Genomic DNA, 13,046 nt, shown 5'->3' with positions numbered 1-13,046 from the left:
GTGGACAATAGGTCAGAGCAATCAGAACGCGGGAACATTGGAGAAACCCGCATCATGACTAAGGAGTAGACTATGAAAAGAAGAACATTTGGCAAGGGCCTGATGGCCGCCACCGCGCTCGTAACCTCGTTTTCGGCATCCATGGTACTGGCCGCTGACAACTATGTGATAGGTTTCTCGCAAGTTACGACGGTTGAACCCTGGCGCGTCCAGTTCAACAAAGACCTGCGCGCCGAAGCGGACCTGCACGACAATGTCGAGCTGATCATCGCAGACGCCAACGACCGCACGGAAAAGCAGGTTGCAGACGTTGAAAACTTCATCCGTCAGGAAGTCGACGCGATCCTGATCTCGCCGAAAGAATCCGCTGGCCTGACCGGCGTGGTCGAGCAGGCAACCGACGCGGGTATCCCCGTCTTTGTTCTGGACCGTAACGTCGACACCGACAAATTCGTTCAGTGGGTTGGCGGCGACAACGAACTGATCGGTCGTGAAGCTGGTAAATTCGCGGTTGAGCAGTTGGGCGGTGCAGGTAGCGCCAAAGGCACCATCGTTGAAATCTGGGGTGGTCTGGGTACGCAAGCCGCACATGACCGTGCCAACGGTTTCCACGAAGCCTTTGAAGGCGAAGACGGCGTAACCTTCCTGCTGGATCAGCAGTCGGGCGACTGGAAGCAGGATCAGGCATATGACATCATGTCGACCGCCCTGCGCAACTACGAAGACATCTCAATGGTTTATGGTCACAACGACCCCATGGCCTATGGCGCATATCTGGCCGCCAAAGATGCTGGTCGTGCGGACGACATCATCTTCATCGGTGTTGACGCTCTGCCCGGCGAAGGCGTGACCTGGGTTGCAAACGGCGAACTGTCGGCCACCTTCCTGTACCCGACCCCCGGTGCAGAAGGCCTGCGTCAGGCACTGAAGCACTTGAAAGGTGAAGAAGTACCGAAATCGGTTGTTATGGGCACCGAAGCGATCACCTCTGAGAACGCTGGTGAAGTCCTGAAAAAGAACGGTCTATAAAAGACTGTTCAGGTCGGCACCCTTTCTCCTCCCTGTCGGGATGGTCGACCGGACACGCAGGGGCTTGCGCCCCTGCGGTCTTTTTTTGAGAAAGCACCGATAAAAAGGAAACCCGATGTCCGAAGAAAAGACCAAGCTTCAGAAATACTCGGCTCCCGCCTTGGAAAAAGGGCTGGATATTCTAGAGTTTTTGTCGCTTTCGGATGTCTTTCCCACCCTGTCACAATTGGCGCAGGGAATTGGGCGTTCAAAAAACGAAATCTTCCGCATGATGATCGTGTTGGAAGAGCGCGGATATATTGAGCGTCAGGAAGGCGATTTGTTTCGCTTGACCGGTAAACTGGCGCTGTTGGGCGGAGATCGCACGGATAACAGCAAACTCGCCGAACTGGCCGAACCCTATATGGAACGTCTTGCCGAAGAAACCGAACTGTCCAACCACCTTTGGGTGCCCAGCGGCTCCGGCGATCTTGTCGTTATCAACAGTGTTTCGTCTTCGCAAAACTACGGTGTGACAGTGCAGGTCGGGTATAACAGCCCAATCTTCCCAACCTCAGCCGGGGTCTGCTTCCTGTCAGAACTGGAAACAAAAAAAGCGCGGCTGGAACTGCTGGAGAGACTTTCACCCGGCCATGGCGAGGAGCACCTGAACGAGTTCGCTGATCTGGCCGCAGCGTGCGAGGTTCAGAACTATGTCTCTTTAAGCAGCCCTGAAAGTCAGGCTATCAACGAGATTTCGGCTCCGGTGAGGCATGCTCCGGGCAAAGCGGTCATCGCAGCCCTAACCATTCCTCATTTCGCAACGGCCCTGATCGACAACCGAAGAGAAATGGTCGTTGACGCCCTGAGGTCAACGGCAGCACAACTGCAGGAAAGCATCGCGACCCGAATGCCATTGCCCCGATCGTCTTGGCATCAAATGATCTAAAGCAACCTTTCGAGGCTTCACTGAACCTTGTCCGTGCTTCTCAAGAACAAGCGCTGGAACATCAGCGGACGGAAGTTTCGCGGGTTCCAAAGCGGAAAATTCAAATTATCTCAGACCGAGTTTCGACAGCAAACGATCGCGTTTCATCAACCACCATCCTGACTCAACCGGCCACAAGGTATGGTCAGCGTTCCGCCCAAGCTGGCTTGCCGCGTGCAAGGGCCAGTTCGGATCATCAAGCAACTCGCGCGCGAGGGCGATCATGTCCGCGTCTCCGCGGTCGATCAACGTGTCGCACGCAGCGGCATCCCAAATAAAACCGACTGCCATAGTCGGAATGTTGGCCTCTGACCGTACCTGCGCTGCGAACGGCACCTGAAATCCGTGTTCGATGGTCATACGTTGCGGCCGGTCCTTACCTCCGATCCCGCCCGAACTGCAGTCGATAAGGTCTACCCCAGCTGACTTGAGCGCTATGGCGATGTCCACCGTGTCTTCCGGAGTAAGCCCATTGTCCATCCAATCACTGGCAGATAACCGAAAAGCAAGCGGCAGATCCTCCGGCCAGTTCCGACGGATTTCACGCGCGACCTCGACCGCAAAACGTGCCCGGTTCTCAGTGTTGCCACCCCACTTGTCTTGCCTTTGGTTGGTGATCGGCGACAGAAACTGGTGCACCAGAAAGCCATGCGCGGCATAGACCTCAATGACTTTAAAACCCGCAGTTTTGGCCCGCTTGGCTGCTGCCCCAAAAGCTGAGATGACGGCCTGTATATCGTCGTCTGACATTTCGCGCGGCGTAGGCCATCCCTCTGCATAAGGCAACGCAGACGGCGCCATAGCTGGCCACGCATGTTCGCTGCGAACTGCCGCGTCTTCATCGTCCAACGGCGTTTCACCGTGCCAAGGTCGCCGCTCAGACGCTTTTCGCCCTGCGTGACTAAGTTGGATACCCGGAACTGACCCTTCGCGTGTTATAAAATCAGCGATCCTTGCCAAGGGCGCGATTTGGCTGTCGTCCCACAACCCAAGATCGCCCGGTGTCCGGCGCCCATCGCGCGTGACCGCTGTCGCCTCGGCATAAACCAGCGCTGCACCACCCATCACAAACCGCCCCAGATGCACAAGATGCCAATCGTTTGCGAAACCATCTTGCGCCCGGTACTGACTCATCGGAGAAACCGAAACACGGTTTTTGAACGTCACGCCTCGCAATTCAAAGGCGCTGAAAAGTGAAGGCATTTATGTCACTCCAACGGGTCGTAAATTATAATAGCTTCGGCCTTGCCCGCATCCTAAATGAATCTTGGACCAGCGAAGTCACATCTCCATGAGATCACATGCTGGTTCAAACCGTGAAATCACTCTTCAGCCAAATCGGAGAGGGTTTGGGTCTGCCCATATGTTCTCTCTCGCAGCATGGCATTCGAAACCGACAAAAGATGCGACTGCATGATTTCTGCTGCTGCCTGACTGTCGCGTGACGCAATGCTGCTGAACAGTTGCTCGTGTTGTTCTCCCAAACGGGTAAGGGTCGACGGTGAATATTGCGTTTCCCGCTGCTGTGTCCATTCCGCTTGCTTCCTGACCGCTCGGATCGAGTCGTATACAGTCAGAAACAACGGATTGTGGGCAAGTTCCGCGATCTTGTAGTGGAACACATCGTCCGCAACCCCATAGGCTTGCGTATCCGCCGCATCCAACGTCGCGCGCATCAATTGTTCCAGCGTTCGCAGCTCTTTGACCGAGGCGCGTTGCGCTGCCAACGCCGCCAGCGCAGGTTCGATTTCCAAGCGGACTTCCATGACATCACGCGGCATTACCTTGGCCGCGACAGCCCGGAAGGGGCTTGCTCCAACAGCAGGTGGTGGCGACACAAACGTCCCCTGCCCGTGCCTGCGAAAAACGGTACCGTCTTCCTCCAACCGATCCAGAATACGTCGCATGCGGGCCCGCGTTACGGCCAGCGCCTCGGCCAAGGCTCGCTCGGGCAGCAGCTTTCCGTTTTTTAGGAACGCGCCGGATTCGATCCCTGCGCGCAATGCTGCGGTCAGCTCTGTGTCTGTTGGACAGGTCCCCAAGGTCAGAACGCTCCGATCAAGTCATAAAACATGCGCAGGGACGTAAGCATCAGGAACGCACCAAAAGCAAGCCGTAACGCACGTTGCGAAATGGTGTGTGCAATGCGGACTCCGACATGCGCAAAGCTGGTCGTCAGCGGAATGATCAACACGGCGGCAATCAAATTGACGTAGCCGATGGAAAAAGGGGGCAATCCCGTTTGCCCCAGGCCCGTGCCCGCATAAATCAAAGCTCCGGGCAGACCTATGACAAATCCGATCGCGGCGGACGTACCGACGGCACGACGGATATCGTAACCCAAAAAATTCAATACCGGGACACAGACCGTACCGCCGCCAATGCCCATCATCGCCGATATCCCCCCTGCGGCAACGCCCGTAGCCGCCCACACGCGTGGTGAAAAGCTGCGCGGAGGTCCATCTCCACCGGGCTTGCGAAAGATCATGTCCAACGCAACCAACGCTGCCACAGTAGCAAAGACAGCAACAAGGATGTAGCCACTGACCACTCCACCCAACAAGCCACCAATAACCACTCCGATCAAAATGGCGGGGGCCCAGCGTTTCAGCAGCGCCATGTCCAGCGCACCGCGTTTGTAGTGGCCCCAACTTGAAGACAGCGAAGTGAAGACAATGGTGGCCAGCGATGTACCAACCGCCACCTGCATGGTTAGCGCAGGATCACTGCCTGTCAGCGATAGCGCAAAGTACAGCGCAGGAACGATGACGATCCCGCCTCCAACCCCCAACAGCCCGGCCAAAATACCGCCGAACACACCGGCCGCTGCGGCAATTGCGACCAGTGTTGCCATTGTGGAAAGGTCAACCCCGCCCATGCATCACGCCGGATCGGTGGCCAGTGAACGGCTAACCCGTCCTTCAGCCTGACGTTTGGCCTCGGCCTCGGCAATTGCGGCGTCCAATGCGGTGCGATCAGGATTGCCCGAGAAGTTCCGTTCACTCGGCATCGCCTCGGCGAAATGCAGATAACGCTCACCGGCTACGTCGTAGAGGCGTCTCAACTCGGCCAGCGGATCGGCATGGTCATCGCTGCGCATATCCAACCAGGAATGTGCCTCGCCCCGATTGATGACCAGACAAGCAGCTTGCTTGCCACGCTTGTCGCCACCTGCGCGCTCTCCTGCCTCCATCGCGGCCATCAGACGTTCGGGAAACGGCAGCGCGGTTTCAGAGGCATAGGTTTCAAAGGTCGCATCCACAACCTCTGGCCCAACCAGCATGTTGCCGGCGACCGAATGTGTTTGACCAATCCGGTGCCCCGCCCACTCGACACAGGCCGACCCGGTATAGGCCGCAAAGTTGCCCTGCGCATCCATCAGATGCGCTTGTCTTGCATCGCGGCCGGTATCACGAGCAACCAGATCATCCAGTACCGATTGCGCGGCCTCTCCGGCTTCAAGACGCCGCAACCCCTCGGTGCCCCAAACCGGGTTTGAGAATGCTTGCGAGGCTATGGCACAGTGCGGACCAACATTGGGCACACGCGCACCACAGGCAAAAAAGCGGCTGGCCACAATCAGGCCGATAGCACCGGTTTCTGGGTCTTTTGCAATCAAAGAATAGGTCATTTTAACGTCCTACCGCATAGGCTTGCATCAAACGCGGCGTTGCCGCCGCGCGCATTGATCCGTCTTTTTCCCGCAAGGCCGCTGTCAGGCGTCCAACCGTCCAGGGATCAGCCACAGTGACCTTGTGGCCACGTGCGCGCAGATCCTCAATAACGGCATCGCCAAAGGTTGCCTCGATCATCATCTCACCGGGCGCTGCGGCGCGCGGGTAGAATGACCCCTGGAAATGCGTCGAATGGAACAGCGGCGCGTCCATGCATTCCTGCAATTCCAGCCCGAAATGCACGAACCGCAGGAACCAGATCAGTTGCCATTGATCCTGTTGATCTCCGCCAGGCGTCCCGAACACCAGCTGGACGCCGCCCTTTTCAGCCAAACTGGGCGTCAGTGTCGTTCGGGGCCTGCGCCCTGGCGCCAGTGAGGTCGGCAAGCCGGGTTCCAACCAGAACATCTGTGCCCGGCTATTGAGCGGAAATCCCAGACCCGGAATGACCGGAGAGCTTTGCAACCATCCTCCCGATGGCGTTGCCGCAACCATATTACCCCAACGGTCGATCACATCGAGATGCACCGTATCGCCACGTTTTTCAGTCAGGTGAGACATCGTCGGCTCGCCCGCGCTCGCTCCGGTTCTGACCGAAAAGTCCTGCGCCGCGCGGGCGACATAGGCATCCGCCAAATGTTCAAACCCGGGGACGCGACCCGGGCGGTGGTCTTGCGAAGCATCTACGCCAATCATCGCACGACGTTCCGCGGCGTATTCGTCGCTCAGCAGATAGTCCATTGGAATATCACTGTGATCGGGGTCGCCGTAATAGGCCTCGCGATCGGCATAGGCGAGCTTCATCGCCTCGATCACTGTATGGACGAACTCGGCCCCGTTCGGGTCCATCGATCCAAGTTCTATCCCTTTGAGGATCGCCAAAGTTTGCAAAAGGACCGGACCCTGGCTCCAGGCATGTGTCTTGTGGACCGTCCAACCGTGGTATTCATAGGTCAGCGTGTCCTCGTAAGTCGCCTCCCAATTCGCCATGTCAGCACGGGTCATGACCCCTGCATTGCGTTGACCTGAGACATCCATGACCTTGGCGTCGCTCAGGTAGTCGAAAATACGATCGGCGACGAATCCTTCGCGCCATACCCGTCGGGCGGCATCAATCTGTTCAGTGCGATCGCCATGCGCGGCTTCGGCATCAGTCACTATTCGCTCATAGGTCACCGCCAGATCGGGATTGGCGAAAATACTGTGCGGCTCGGGCGCTTTGCCATCGGGCATCCAGGTTTCCGCCGAACTGGGCCATTCGTCTTCAAAAAAATCTGAGAGCCCGTCGATTGTATGTGCAACACGCGGCAGCACGGGATGACCATCCCGCGCATAAGCGATGGCAGGTTCCATGACGTCCCGCAGCGGTAACGAGCCGTGATCGCGCAGCATAAGCATCCAGCCATCGAAAGCTCCGGGGATGACTGTGGCCAACAGCCCCGAACCCGGGATCAGGTTCAGGCTCAACCCTGTGTAATGTTCAATCGTGGCTGCGGCAGGTGCAGGCCCTTGGGCGCACAGAACCTGCGTTTTGCCAGTTTCGGCCGAGTGGATAATGGCAGGCAAATCGCCTGCGGGCCCGTTCAGATGGGGTTCGACCACTTGTAGTGTCATCGCGGTGGCGACGGCGGCGTCAAACGCATTGCCGCCCTTTTCCAGAATGCCAAAGCCCACAGCCGAGGCGATCCAATGGGTCGAGGTGACGACGCCAAACGTGCCTCGGATCTCGGGGCGGGTGGTGAATTCAGTCATTCTTAGTCTCCGAAATCAATGTTCGCGCGGGTCCAGCGCATCGCGCAGCCCATCGCCCAGAAGGTTGAACCCCAGCACCACAAGGAAGATTGCAATGCCCGGCCACATGGCCATCCACGGGGCCTGATTGAGGAAGTTTTTCGCCGTGTTCAGCATCGAGCCCCAGCTGGGCGCAGGTGGCTGCTGCCCAAGGCCAAGGAAGGACAATGACGCCTCGGCAATGATGGCGGTGGCGATGGTCAGAGTGGCCTGCACCAGAACCGGCGGCAGCACGTTGGGGAAAATGTAGCGGCTGAGGATTTTCGAGGTCGGCAAGCCGATGGCACGGGCTGAGGTGACGTAGTCCTCGGCCCGAACCGACAGCACTTGCCCACGGGTCAGGCGTATGAAGACAGGGGTCGCAGACAGGCCAATAGCGATCATCGCGTTGGTCAGGGACGGCCCCAAAAACGCCGCCAGAGCGATGGCGAGGATCAGGAACGGAGCCGCCAAAAGGGCCTCAGTGCAGCGCGAGATGATGGCATCGATCCAGCCGCCGAAATAGCCCGCGATTATGCCAAGCGGGACGCCCAGAAGCACCGCAATCCCGACCGAGACAACACCTGCCAGCAGCGACGCCTGCGCGCCCCAGATCATGCGGGACAGGACATCCCTGCCGATTTCGTCGGTGCCGAATGGATGCGCTGCGGTGGGTGGTTTGCGCACCGCCCCCCAGTCGGTCGTCGCCGGGTCGGGAACCGGCAGGATCGGGGCCAGAAGGGCAATCAGCACGAAAAACGTAACCAGAAAACCGCCCAGCATGGCGCTTTTGTGCGTGCGGAATTTCTTCCAGACCCGATTTTCCGGGCGGCGGGACAGGATGGGATCAGCTAGGGCCATGTCACGCATTCCTCAGACGGGGGTTCAACAGCACATAGGCCACGTCAGCCAACAGGTTCATCACGATGAACCCCACGGCTGTGACCAGCACGATGCCCTGCACCACAGCGTAATCACGGTTGAACACTGCATCGACGACCATCTTGCCGAAGCCGGGAATGGTGAAAATCTGTTCGGTCAAGACGGCACCTGCAATCAGCTCTCCAAACAGCAAGGCGGTCAGGGTCACAATCGGGGTCAGCGCGTTGCGGAAGGCGTGTTTCAGCACCACGCGGCGCTCATACAGACCCTTGGCACGTGCAGTGCGGACATAGTCGGATTTCAGCACACCCAGCATCGCCGACCGGGTATGTCGCATCAGCGTCGCGGCCAGTGCGGTACCCAGCACAAAGGCGGGCATAAGCATGGCGGTGATGGATTTCACAGGGTCCTCGGACAGGGGTACATAGCCTGAGGCTGGCAGCAGGTTCAGTTTCACGGAAACCAGCAGGATCAGCATGATCCCCAGCCAGAAATTCGGAATGGAAAGCCCGGACAGAGCCACGATATTGGCAATGTAGTCCGTAATAGTGCCTTTCTTGACCGCCGACAGAATTCCCGCCGGTATCCCGATCACCAGCGCAAACAGGATCGCCATGATGGCAAGCTGGATCGTCACCGGCAGCTTTTCCGCAATCAGCTCGGTCACGGGCTGATTGGTGCGCAGCGAAATGCCCAGATCCCCCTGCAATGCATTCCCGACCCATGTCAGATATTGCACCGGAATGGGGTCGTTCAGACGATATTTCTCGCGCAGGAATTCCAGAACTTCGGGGTCGCGTTCCTCGCCTGCCATGGCCAGCACAGGGTCGCCGGGCAACAGCTTTTGCAGGCTGAATACGAAGATCGAGATCAGCAAGATCGTGGGGATCGCAATCAGGATGCGACGCAGAATGAAAGACAGCATAACAGGGGCTTTCGGTTAAAATACCCGCCCGGCTGGAGGACCGGGCGGGCCGTGAGTGGCTTATTTCTCCAGTTTCACGCCTTCCAGCCGGATCATCCCATCCGGATAGGGGGTGAAGCCCGAGAGGCCATCATCAAGCGCCCAGATCCATGTCTGGTGATACAGGTACACAATGGGCATATCCTGGGCCAGAATGTCCCGAGCTGCGTCATAGTCCGCCTTGCGCACATCGAAATCGGTCGAGGCGCGGGCATTGTTCAGCATCTCGTCCACTTTCGGGTCCGAATAGTGGCTGTCGTTGATGCCGCCACCGGTGGTCATGAACTGGTGGATGTTACCATCGGGGTCGACGCGACCTGACCACCCGATCTGGCTGGCCTGATAGTCACCGGCGCTTTGATCGGCCAACAGGGTGGCAAATTCCTTGGACGTGATCTCGATTCTGATTCCGGCCTCGGCCGCCATGGCCTGCACGACCTGCATCAGTTGTAGCGGAACGGTGGTGTTGGGAACCTGAACCTCAAGGTCGATCCCGTCGGGGAAGCCCGCTTCGGCCAGCAGAGCCTTGGCTTTTTCCACGTCACGCGCGGGCACCGGGTGATCGGCGTCGTACCACGGAGACGTGGGCGGGAAGGGCTGGTTGCCCGGTGCAAAAGCCCCTTCGAACACGACCTGGTTGATCGCATCACGGTCCAGCGCATAGCTGAGCGCCTGACGCAGACGTTTGTCATTGCCCCACGGGTTATCGCCCTTTTCGCCATTGTTCACATTGATGGTAATACCTTGATATCCAAGCGAAACGGCGCGTTCAACGTTGATCCCGCCATCACCTTCGGCCTGCGCGAGGTCAGTCGCGGCCAGACGTTCTAGCATGTCGATGTCACCCGATTGAAGGTTGGCCAGACGGACGGTGGTGTCCGGGATCGGCAGGAAGGTAACGCTGTCGAAATGGATCTCATCCGCGTTCCAGTAATCAGGGAACCGCTCGAGCGCGATACGATCCTGAGCGACGCGTTCCTTGAACTTGAACGGGCCCGAGCAGACTGGGTTCAGACCAAAATCCGCGCCTGCCGCCTTGGCTGCCGTTGGCGAAACCATCATGCCCGAGCGGTCGGCAAATTGCGCCAGCAGGGTCGCGTCGGGCGCGGCCATGTTGAAACGAACGGTATAGTCATCGACCACATCGACACCGGTCACGGACTTCAGCTCGGACTTGCGGCGCGACTCCTCAAGATTCTGCGACCGGTCGATATTGTCGGCAACGGCTTGTGCGTTGAAGGGCGTGCCGTCATGGAACACGACGCCTTCGCGCAGGGTCATGGTCAGGGCTTTGCCGTCCTCGCTCCATTCCCAGCCGGTGGCCAGTTGCGGGATCAGCTCAAGCTCAGGGGTGATGTCGACCAGCTTGTCACACATCGAAGCATAGACGATGCGACCAACGAATGTGCGCGACTGATCGGGGTCCAACACGTCGGCGTCGGATTGCAGGGCGATGCGCAGATCGGCGGCTTGCGCGCTCAGCGCGGTTGCGCCGAGCAGTCCGGCCAACAGACCGGTTTTCAAGACATTCATGGTGTTTCCTCTCTGTTTTCGGCAGAAGCCGGGGGCGTTTGGACAGCCGCGCGATAGAGCGCGAACCGCTCTTCTGCTCCGGCGCTGCGGCGTCGGGGCGGGGCCGGTTTTCCAGCCTCTGGTATGGTTTTCCAATGATGGCAGGCGACGTGATGGCCCCTGCCTGCGTCCTCCAGAACCGGGGGTGTGGTCCGGCAGTTGTCTTGCGCAAAGGGGCAGCGGGTGTGAAACCTGCACCCTGCTGGTGGCGCGGACGGGCTGGGTGTCTCCCCGTTCAGCGCCATGTGATCGCGTTCGCGCCCCGGTTCGGGTTCCGGGATGGCTGACAAAAGCGCGTGCGTATAGGGGTGGCGCGGTTCCTCGAACACCTGATCGGCAGGGCCGGTTTCAACTACCTGCCCCAGATACATCACAGCGATGCGGTCGCTCATATGCCGGATAACGGCCAGATCATGAGCGATAATGACCAGCGTCAGATCCAGATCCTCTTTCAGATCGTTCAGCAGATTTACCACCTGCGCCTGTACCGACACATCCAAAGCCGAGACCGGTTCATCCCCGATCAGCAGCCGAGGACCCGAGGCCAACGCGCGCGCAATTCCGATCCGTTGCCGCTGACCGCCCGAGAACTCGTGCGGATATCGGTTGGCGTGATCTGGCAGTAATCCGACCTGTGCCAACAACGCGGCCACCTTTTGACGACGCGCGTCCTCACCCAGCTCGGGCGCGTGAACTTCTAACGGTTCGCCGACCAATTTGCCCACCGTCATTCGGGGGTTCAGGGACGAGAACGGGTCCTGAAACACGAATTGCATCTGTTGGCGCAGCGGGGCCATGTCACGGCGGGGCAGGTCCTGAACCTCTTGCCCGTCAAACAGAACCTGACCCGAGGTCGGGCGATCCAGCCGCATCAACAGCCGCGCAAGCGTTGACTTACCGCAACCGGATTCTCCGACGATGGCAAAGGTTTCGCCCTTATGCACCGACAGAGAAACACCATCGACCGCGCGCACTTTGGTTTTGCGCTCGAACAGGCCGGTGCCCAGTGTGAAATGACGGGTGAGGTTTCGTGCCTCAAGGATTACATCGCGCATTTGACCCCCTTGAGCTGCTCCAGCGGGGCATAGTGGCAAGCCACTGCGTGGTTTTCCCCGACATCAGACAGCACTGGACGATCGGCGCAATCCTCGGTCGCAAAGGGGCAGCGCGTGCGAAAGCGGCAACCCTGCGGCATGTCCGCCAGCGCAGGCACGGTGCCGGGCACAGTGATCAACCTGTCGCGAAATCGGCTCATGCGCGGGACCGAGCTCATGAGGCCAATGGTGTAGGGGTGTTGCGGATCATCGAACACTGCATCTACCGGGCCGCTTTCGACGATCTGTCCGCCATACATCACTGCCACATTCGTTGCGATTTCAGCGACAACGCCCAGATCGTGGGTAATGAAAACGGCACCCATTCCTGTTTCAGCCTGAAGTTCCCGGATCAGGTCAAGGATTTGGGCTTGGATCGTGACGTCCAGGGCCGTGGTCGGCTCATCCGCGATCAGCAGCGAGGGATTGTTGATCAACGCCATCGCGATCATCACCCGCTGCCGCATCCCACCAGACAACTGATGAGGATACTCGTTCAGCCGCTGCTCAGGGGCCGGGATACCTACGCGCCGCAGCATGGTCAGAGCAGCTTCATCGGCCTCGGCACGGCTACAATTGCGATGGTGCAGAACGGCCTCTGTAATCTGATCCCCGATCTTGAAGGCGGGGTTGAGCGAGGTCATCGGCTCTTGAAAGATCATGGCCATCCTGTCGCCTCGGGTGGCGGCATCAAGCTGTTCCGAGCGCAAATCATAGCTGCGTCCTTCGAAGTCCAACCGTCCTGATGGAATTTCGATGACGTCCCGCGGCAACAGACCCATCAAGGCCATGGCGGTTACGGACTTACCGCAACCGGACTCGCCGACAATGCAAAGCGTTTCACCCGCTGAAACACTCAGGCTCAAGTCGTCGACCGCAGCAGTGGGCTGGCCACGAAACGACAGGCTGAAGGCGGACAGCTTCAGGATTTCGACGCTTGTGTCAGGCGTGGTGCGGACACTTGGTGTGGGCACAGGCGCAACCTTTTTATTAAACCAATGTGCAATTGGTTGCATCTTTGAAAAATACTTGTCAACGCTTTGGTGCAGTTTTTCCAGCCGTCAGACGCGATCCACGAATTTGCGCCCGCCTTT

Annotated in this window: 12 protein-coding genes; 2 read left to right on the top strand and 10 right to left on the bottom strand. The window is 58.6% G+C overall.

The window, feature by feature from the left end:
- Positions 1-72: 72 nt before the first annotated feature.
- Positions 73-1,029: a substrate-binding domain-containing protein gene (locus GOW48_RS20215; protein WP_170755905.1), complete on the top strand. Its 957-nt coding sequence runs from the start codon at positions 73-75 to the stop codon at positions 1,027-1,029.
- Between the two features lie 115 nt (positions 1,030-1,144).
- On the top strand, positions 1,145-1,957 hold the full coding sequence (locus tag GOW48_RS20210) for an IclR family transcriptional regulator (protein ID WP_170356477.1): 813 nt from the start codon (positions 1,145-1,147) through the stop codon (positions 1,955-1,957).
- A gap of 105 nt (positions 1,958-2,062) precedes the next feature.
- On the opposite strand, the gene GOW48_RS20205 is transcribed toward GOW48_RS20210, so the two are convergent.
- The 10 genes from GOW48_RS20205 to GOW48_RS20160 all read right to left on the bottom strand — a co-directional run bounded on the left by GOW48_RS20205 (position 2,063) and on the right by GOW48_RS20160 (position 12,926).
- Positions 2,063-3,199 (bottom strand): NADH:flavin oxidoreductase/NADH oxidase, encoded by a 1,137-nt coding sequence (locus GOW48_RS20205; protein WP_170755904.1) that lies wholly within the window; start codon positions 3,197-3,199, stop codon positions 2,063-2,065.
- 119 nt (positions 3,200-3,318) lie between these two features.
- Positions 3,319-4,038: a FadR/GntR family transcriptional regulator gene (locus GOW48_RS20200; RefSeq protein WP_170755903.1), complete on the bottom strand. Its 720-nt coding sequence runs from the start codon at positions 4,036-4,038 to the stop codon at positions 3,319-3,321.
- Between the two features lie 2 nt (positions 4,039-4,040).
- Positions 4,041-4,850 (bottom strand): sulfite exporter TauE/SafE family protein, encoded by an 810-nt coding sequence (locus tag GOW48_RS20195; protein WP_234899550.1) that lies wholly within the window; start codon positions 4,848-4,850, stop codon positions 4,041-4,043.
- A gap of 27 nt (positions 4,851-4,877) precedes the next feature.
- The gene (locus GOW48_RS20190; RefSeq protein ID WP_170755901.1) at positions 4,878-5,627 is read right to left on the bottom strand and encodes a DUF1028 domain-containing protein; all 750 of its coding nucleotides are present in this window, start codon (positions 5,625-5,627) and stop codon (positions 4,878-4,880) included.
- A 1-nt stretch (position 5,628) separates the two neighbouring features.
- Positions 5,629-7,422, bottom strand: coding sequence for a gamma-glutamyltransferase family protein (locus tag GOW48_RS20185; protein ID WP_170755900.1), 1,794 nt, complete (start codon positions 7,420-7,422; stop codon positions 5,629-5,631).
- 15 nt (positions 7,423-7,437) lie between these two features.
- Positions 7,438-8,301, bottom strand: a complete 864-nt coding sequence (locus GOW48_RS20180) for an ABC transporter permease (RefSeq protein WP_234899551.1) — start codon at positions 8,299-8,301, stop codon at positions 7,438-7,440.
- 1 nt (position 8,302) lies between these two features.
- Positions 8,303-9,247: an ABC transporter permease gene (locus tag GOW48_RS20175; RefSeq protein ID WP_170755898.1), complete on the bottom strand. Its 945-nt coding sequence runs from the start codon at positions 9,245-9,247 to the stop codon at positions 8,303-8,305.
- 60 nt (positions 9,248-9,307) lie between these two features.
- Positions 9,308-10,819 carry an ABC transporter substrate-binding protein gene (locus tag GOW48_RS20170; RefSeq protein ID WP_170755897.1) on the bottom strand — a complete coding sequence of 504 codons (1,512 nt, stop codon included), beginning with the start codon at positions 10,817-10,819 and terminating at the stop codon, positions 9,308-9,310.
- Entirely contained in the window at positions 10,816-11,913 is a 1,098-nt protein-coding gene (locus GOW48_RS20165) for an ABC transporter ATP-binding protein (protein ID WP_170755896.1), read from the bottom strand. Before GOW48_RS20165 ends, GOW48_RS20170 begins: the two co-directional genes overlap by 4 nt.
- Positions 11,901-12,926, bottom strand: coding sequence for an ABC transporter ATP-binding protein (locus tag GOW48_RS20160; protein WP_331251842.1), 1,026 nt, complete (start codon positions 12,924-12,926; stop codon positions 11,901-11,903). Before GOW48_RS20160 ends, GOW48_RS20165 begins: the two co-directional genes overlap by 13 nt.
- Positions 12,927-13,046 lie beyond the last annotated feature (120 nt).

It is taken from the genome of Ruegeria lacuscaerulensis (genome assembly GCF_013033355.1).
Taxonomy (GTDB): Bacteria; Pseudomonadota; Alphaproteobacteria; order Rhodobacterales; family Rhodobacteraceae; genus Ruegeria; species Ruegeria lacuscaerulensis_A.
The sequence above is the reverse complement of the archived record's forward strand: the minus strand, read 5'-3'. Positions and strand labels throughout refer to the sequence as shown.

Coding starts and splice junctions, on each gene's coding strand:
- GOW48_RS20215 (WP_170755905.1), top strand. CDS start 73: ATGAAAAGAAGAACATTTGGCAAGGGCCTGATGGCCGCCACCGCGCTC.
- GOW48_RS20210 (WP_170356477.1), top strand. CDS start 1,145: ATGTCCGAAGAAAAGACCAAGCTTCAGAAATACTCGGCTCCCGCCTTG.
- GOW48_RS20205 (WP_170755904.1), bottom strand. CDS start 3,199: ATGCCTTCACTTTTCAGCGCCTTTGAATTGCGAGGCGTGACGTTCAAA.
- GOW48_RS20195 (WP_234899550.1), bottom strand. CDS start 4,850: ATGGCAACACTGGTCGCAATTGCCGCAGCGGCCGGTGTGTTCGGCGGT.
- GOW48_RS20190 (WP_170755901.1), bottom strand. CDS start 5,627: ATGACCTATTCTTTGATTGCAAAAGACCCAGAAACCGGTGCTATCGGC.
- GOW48_RS20185 (WP_170755900.1), bottom strand. CDS start 7,422: ATGACTGAATTCACCACCCGCCCCGAGATCCGAGGCACGTTTGGCGTC.
- GOW48_RS20180 (WP_234899551.1), bottom strand. CDS start 8,301: ATGGCCCTAGCTGATCCCATCCTGTCCCGCCGCCCGGAAAATCGGGTC.
- GOW48_RS20175 (WP_170755898.1), bottom strand. CDS start 9,247: ATGCTGTCTTTCATTCTGCGTCGCATCCTGATTGCGATCCCCACGATC.
- GOW48_RS20170 (WP_170755897.1), bottom strand. CDS start 10,819: ATGAATGTCTTGAAAACCGGTCTGTTGGCCGGACTGCTCGGCGCAACC.
- GOW48_RS20165 (WP_170755896.1), bottom strand. CDS start 11,913: ATGCGCGATGTAATCCTTGAGGCACGAAACCTCACCCGTCATTTCACA.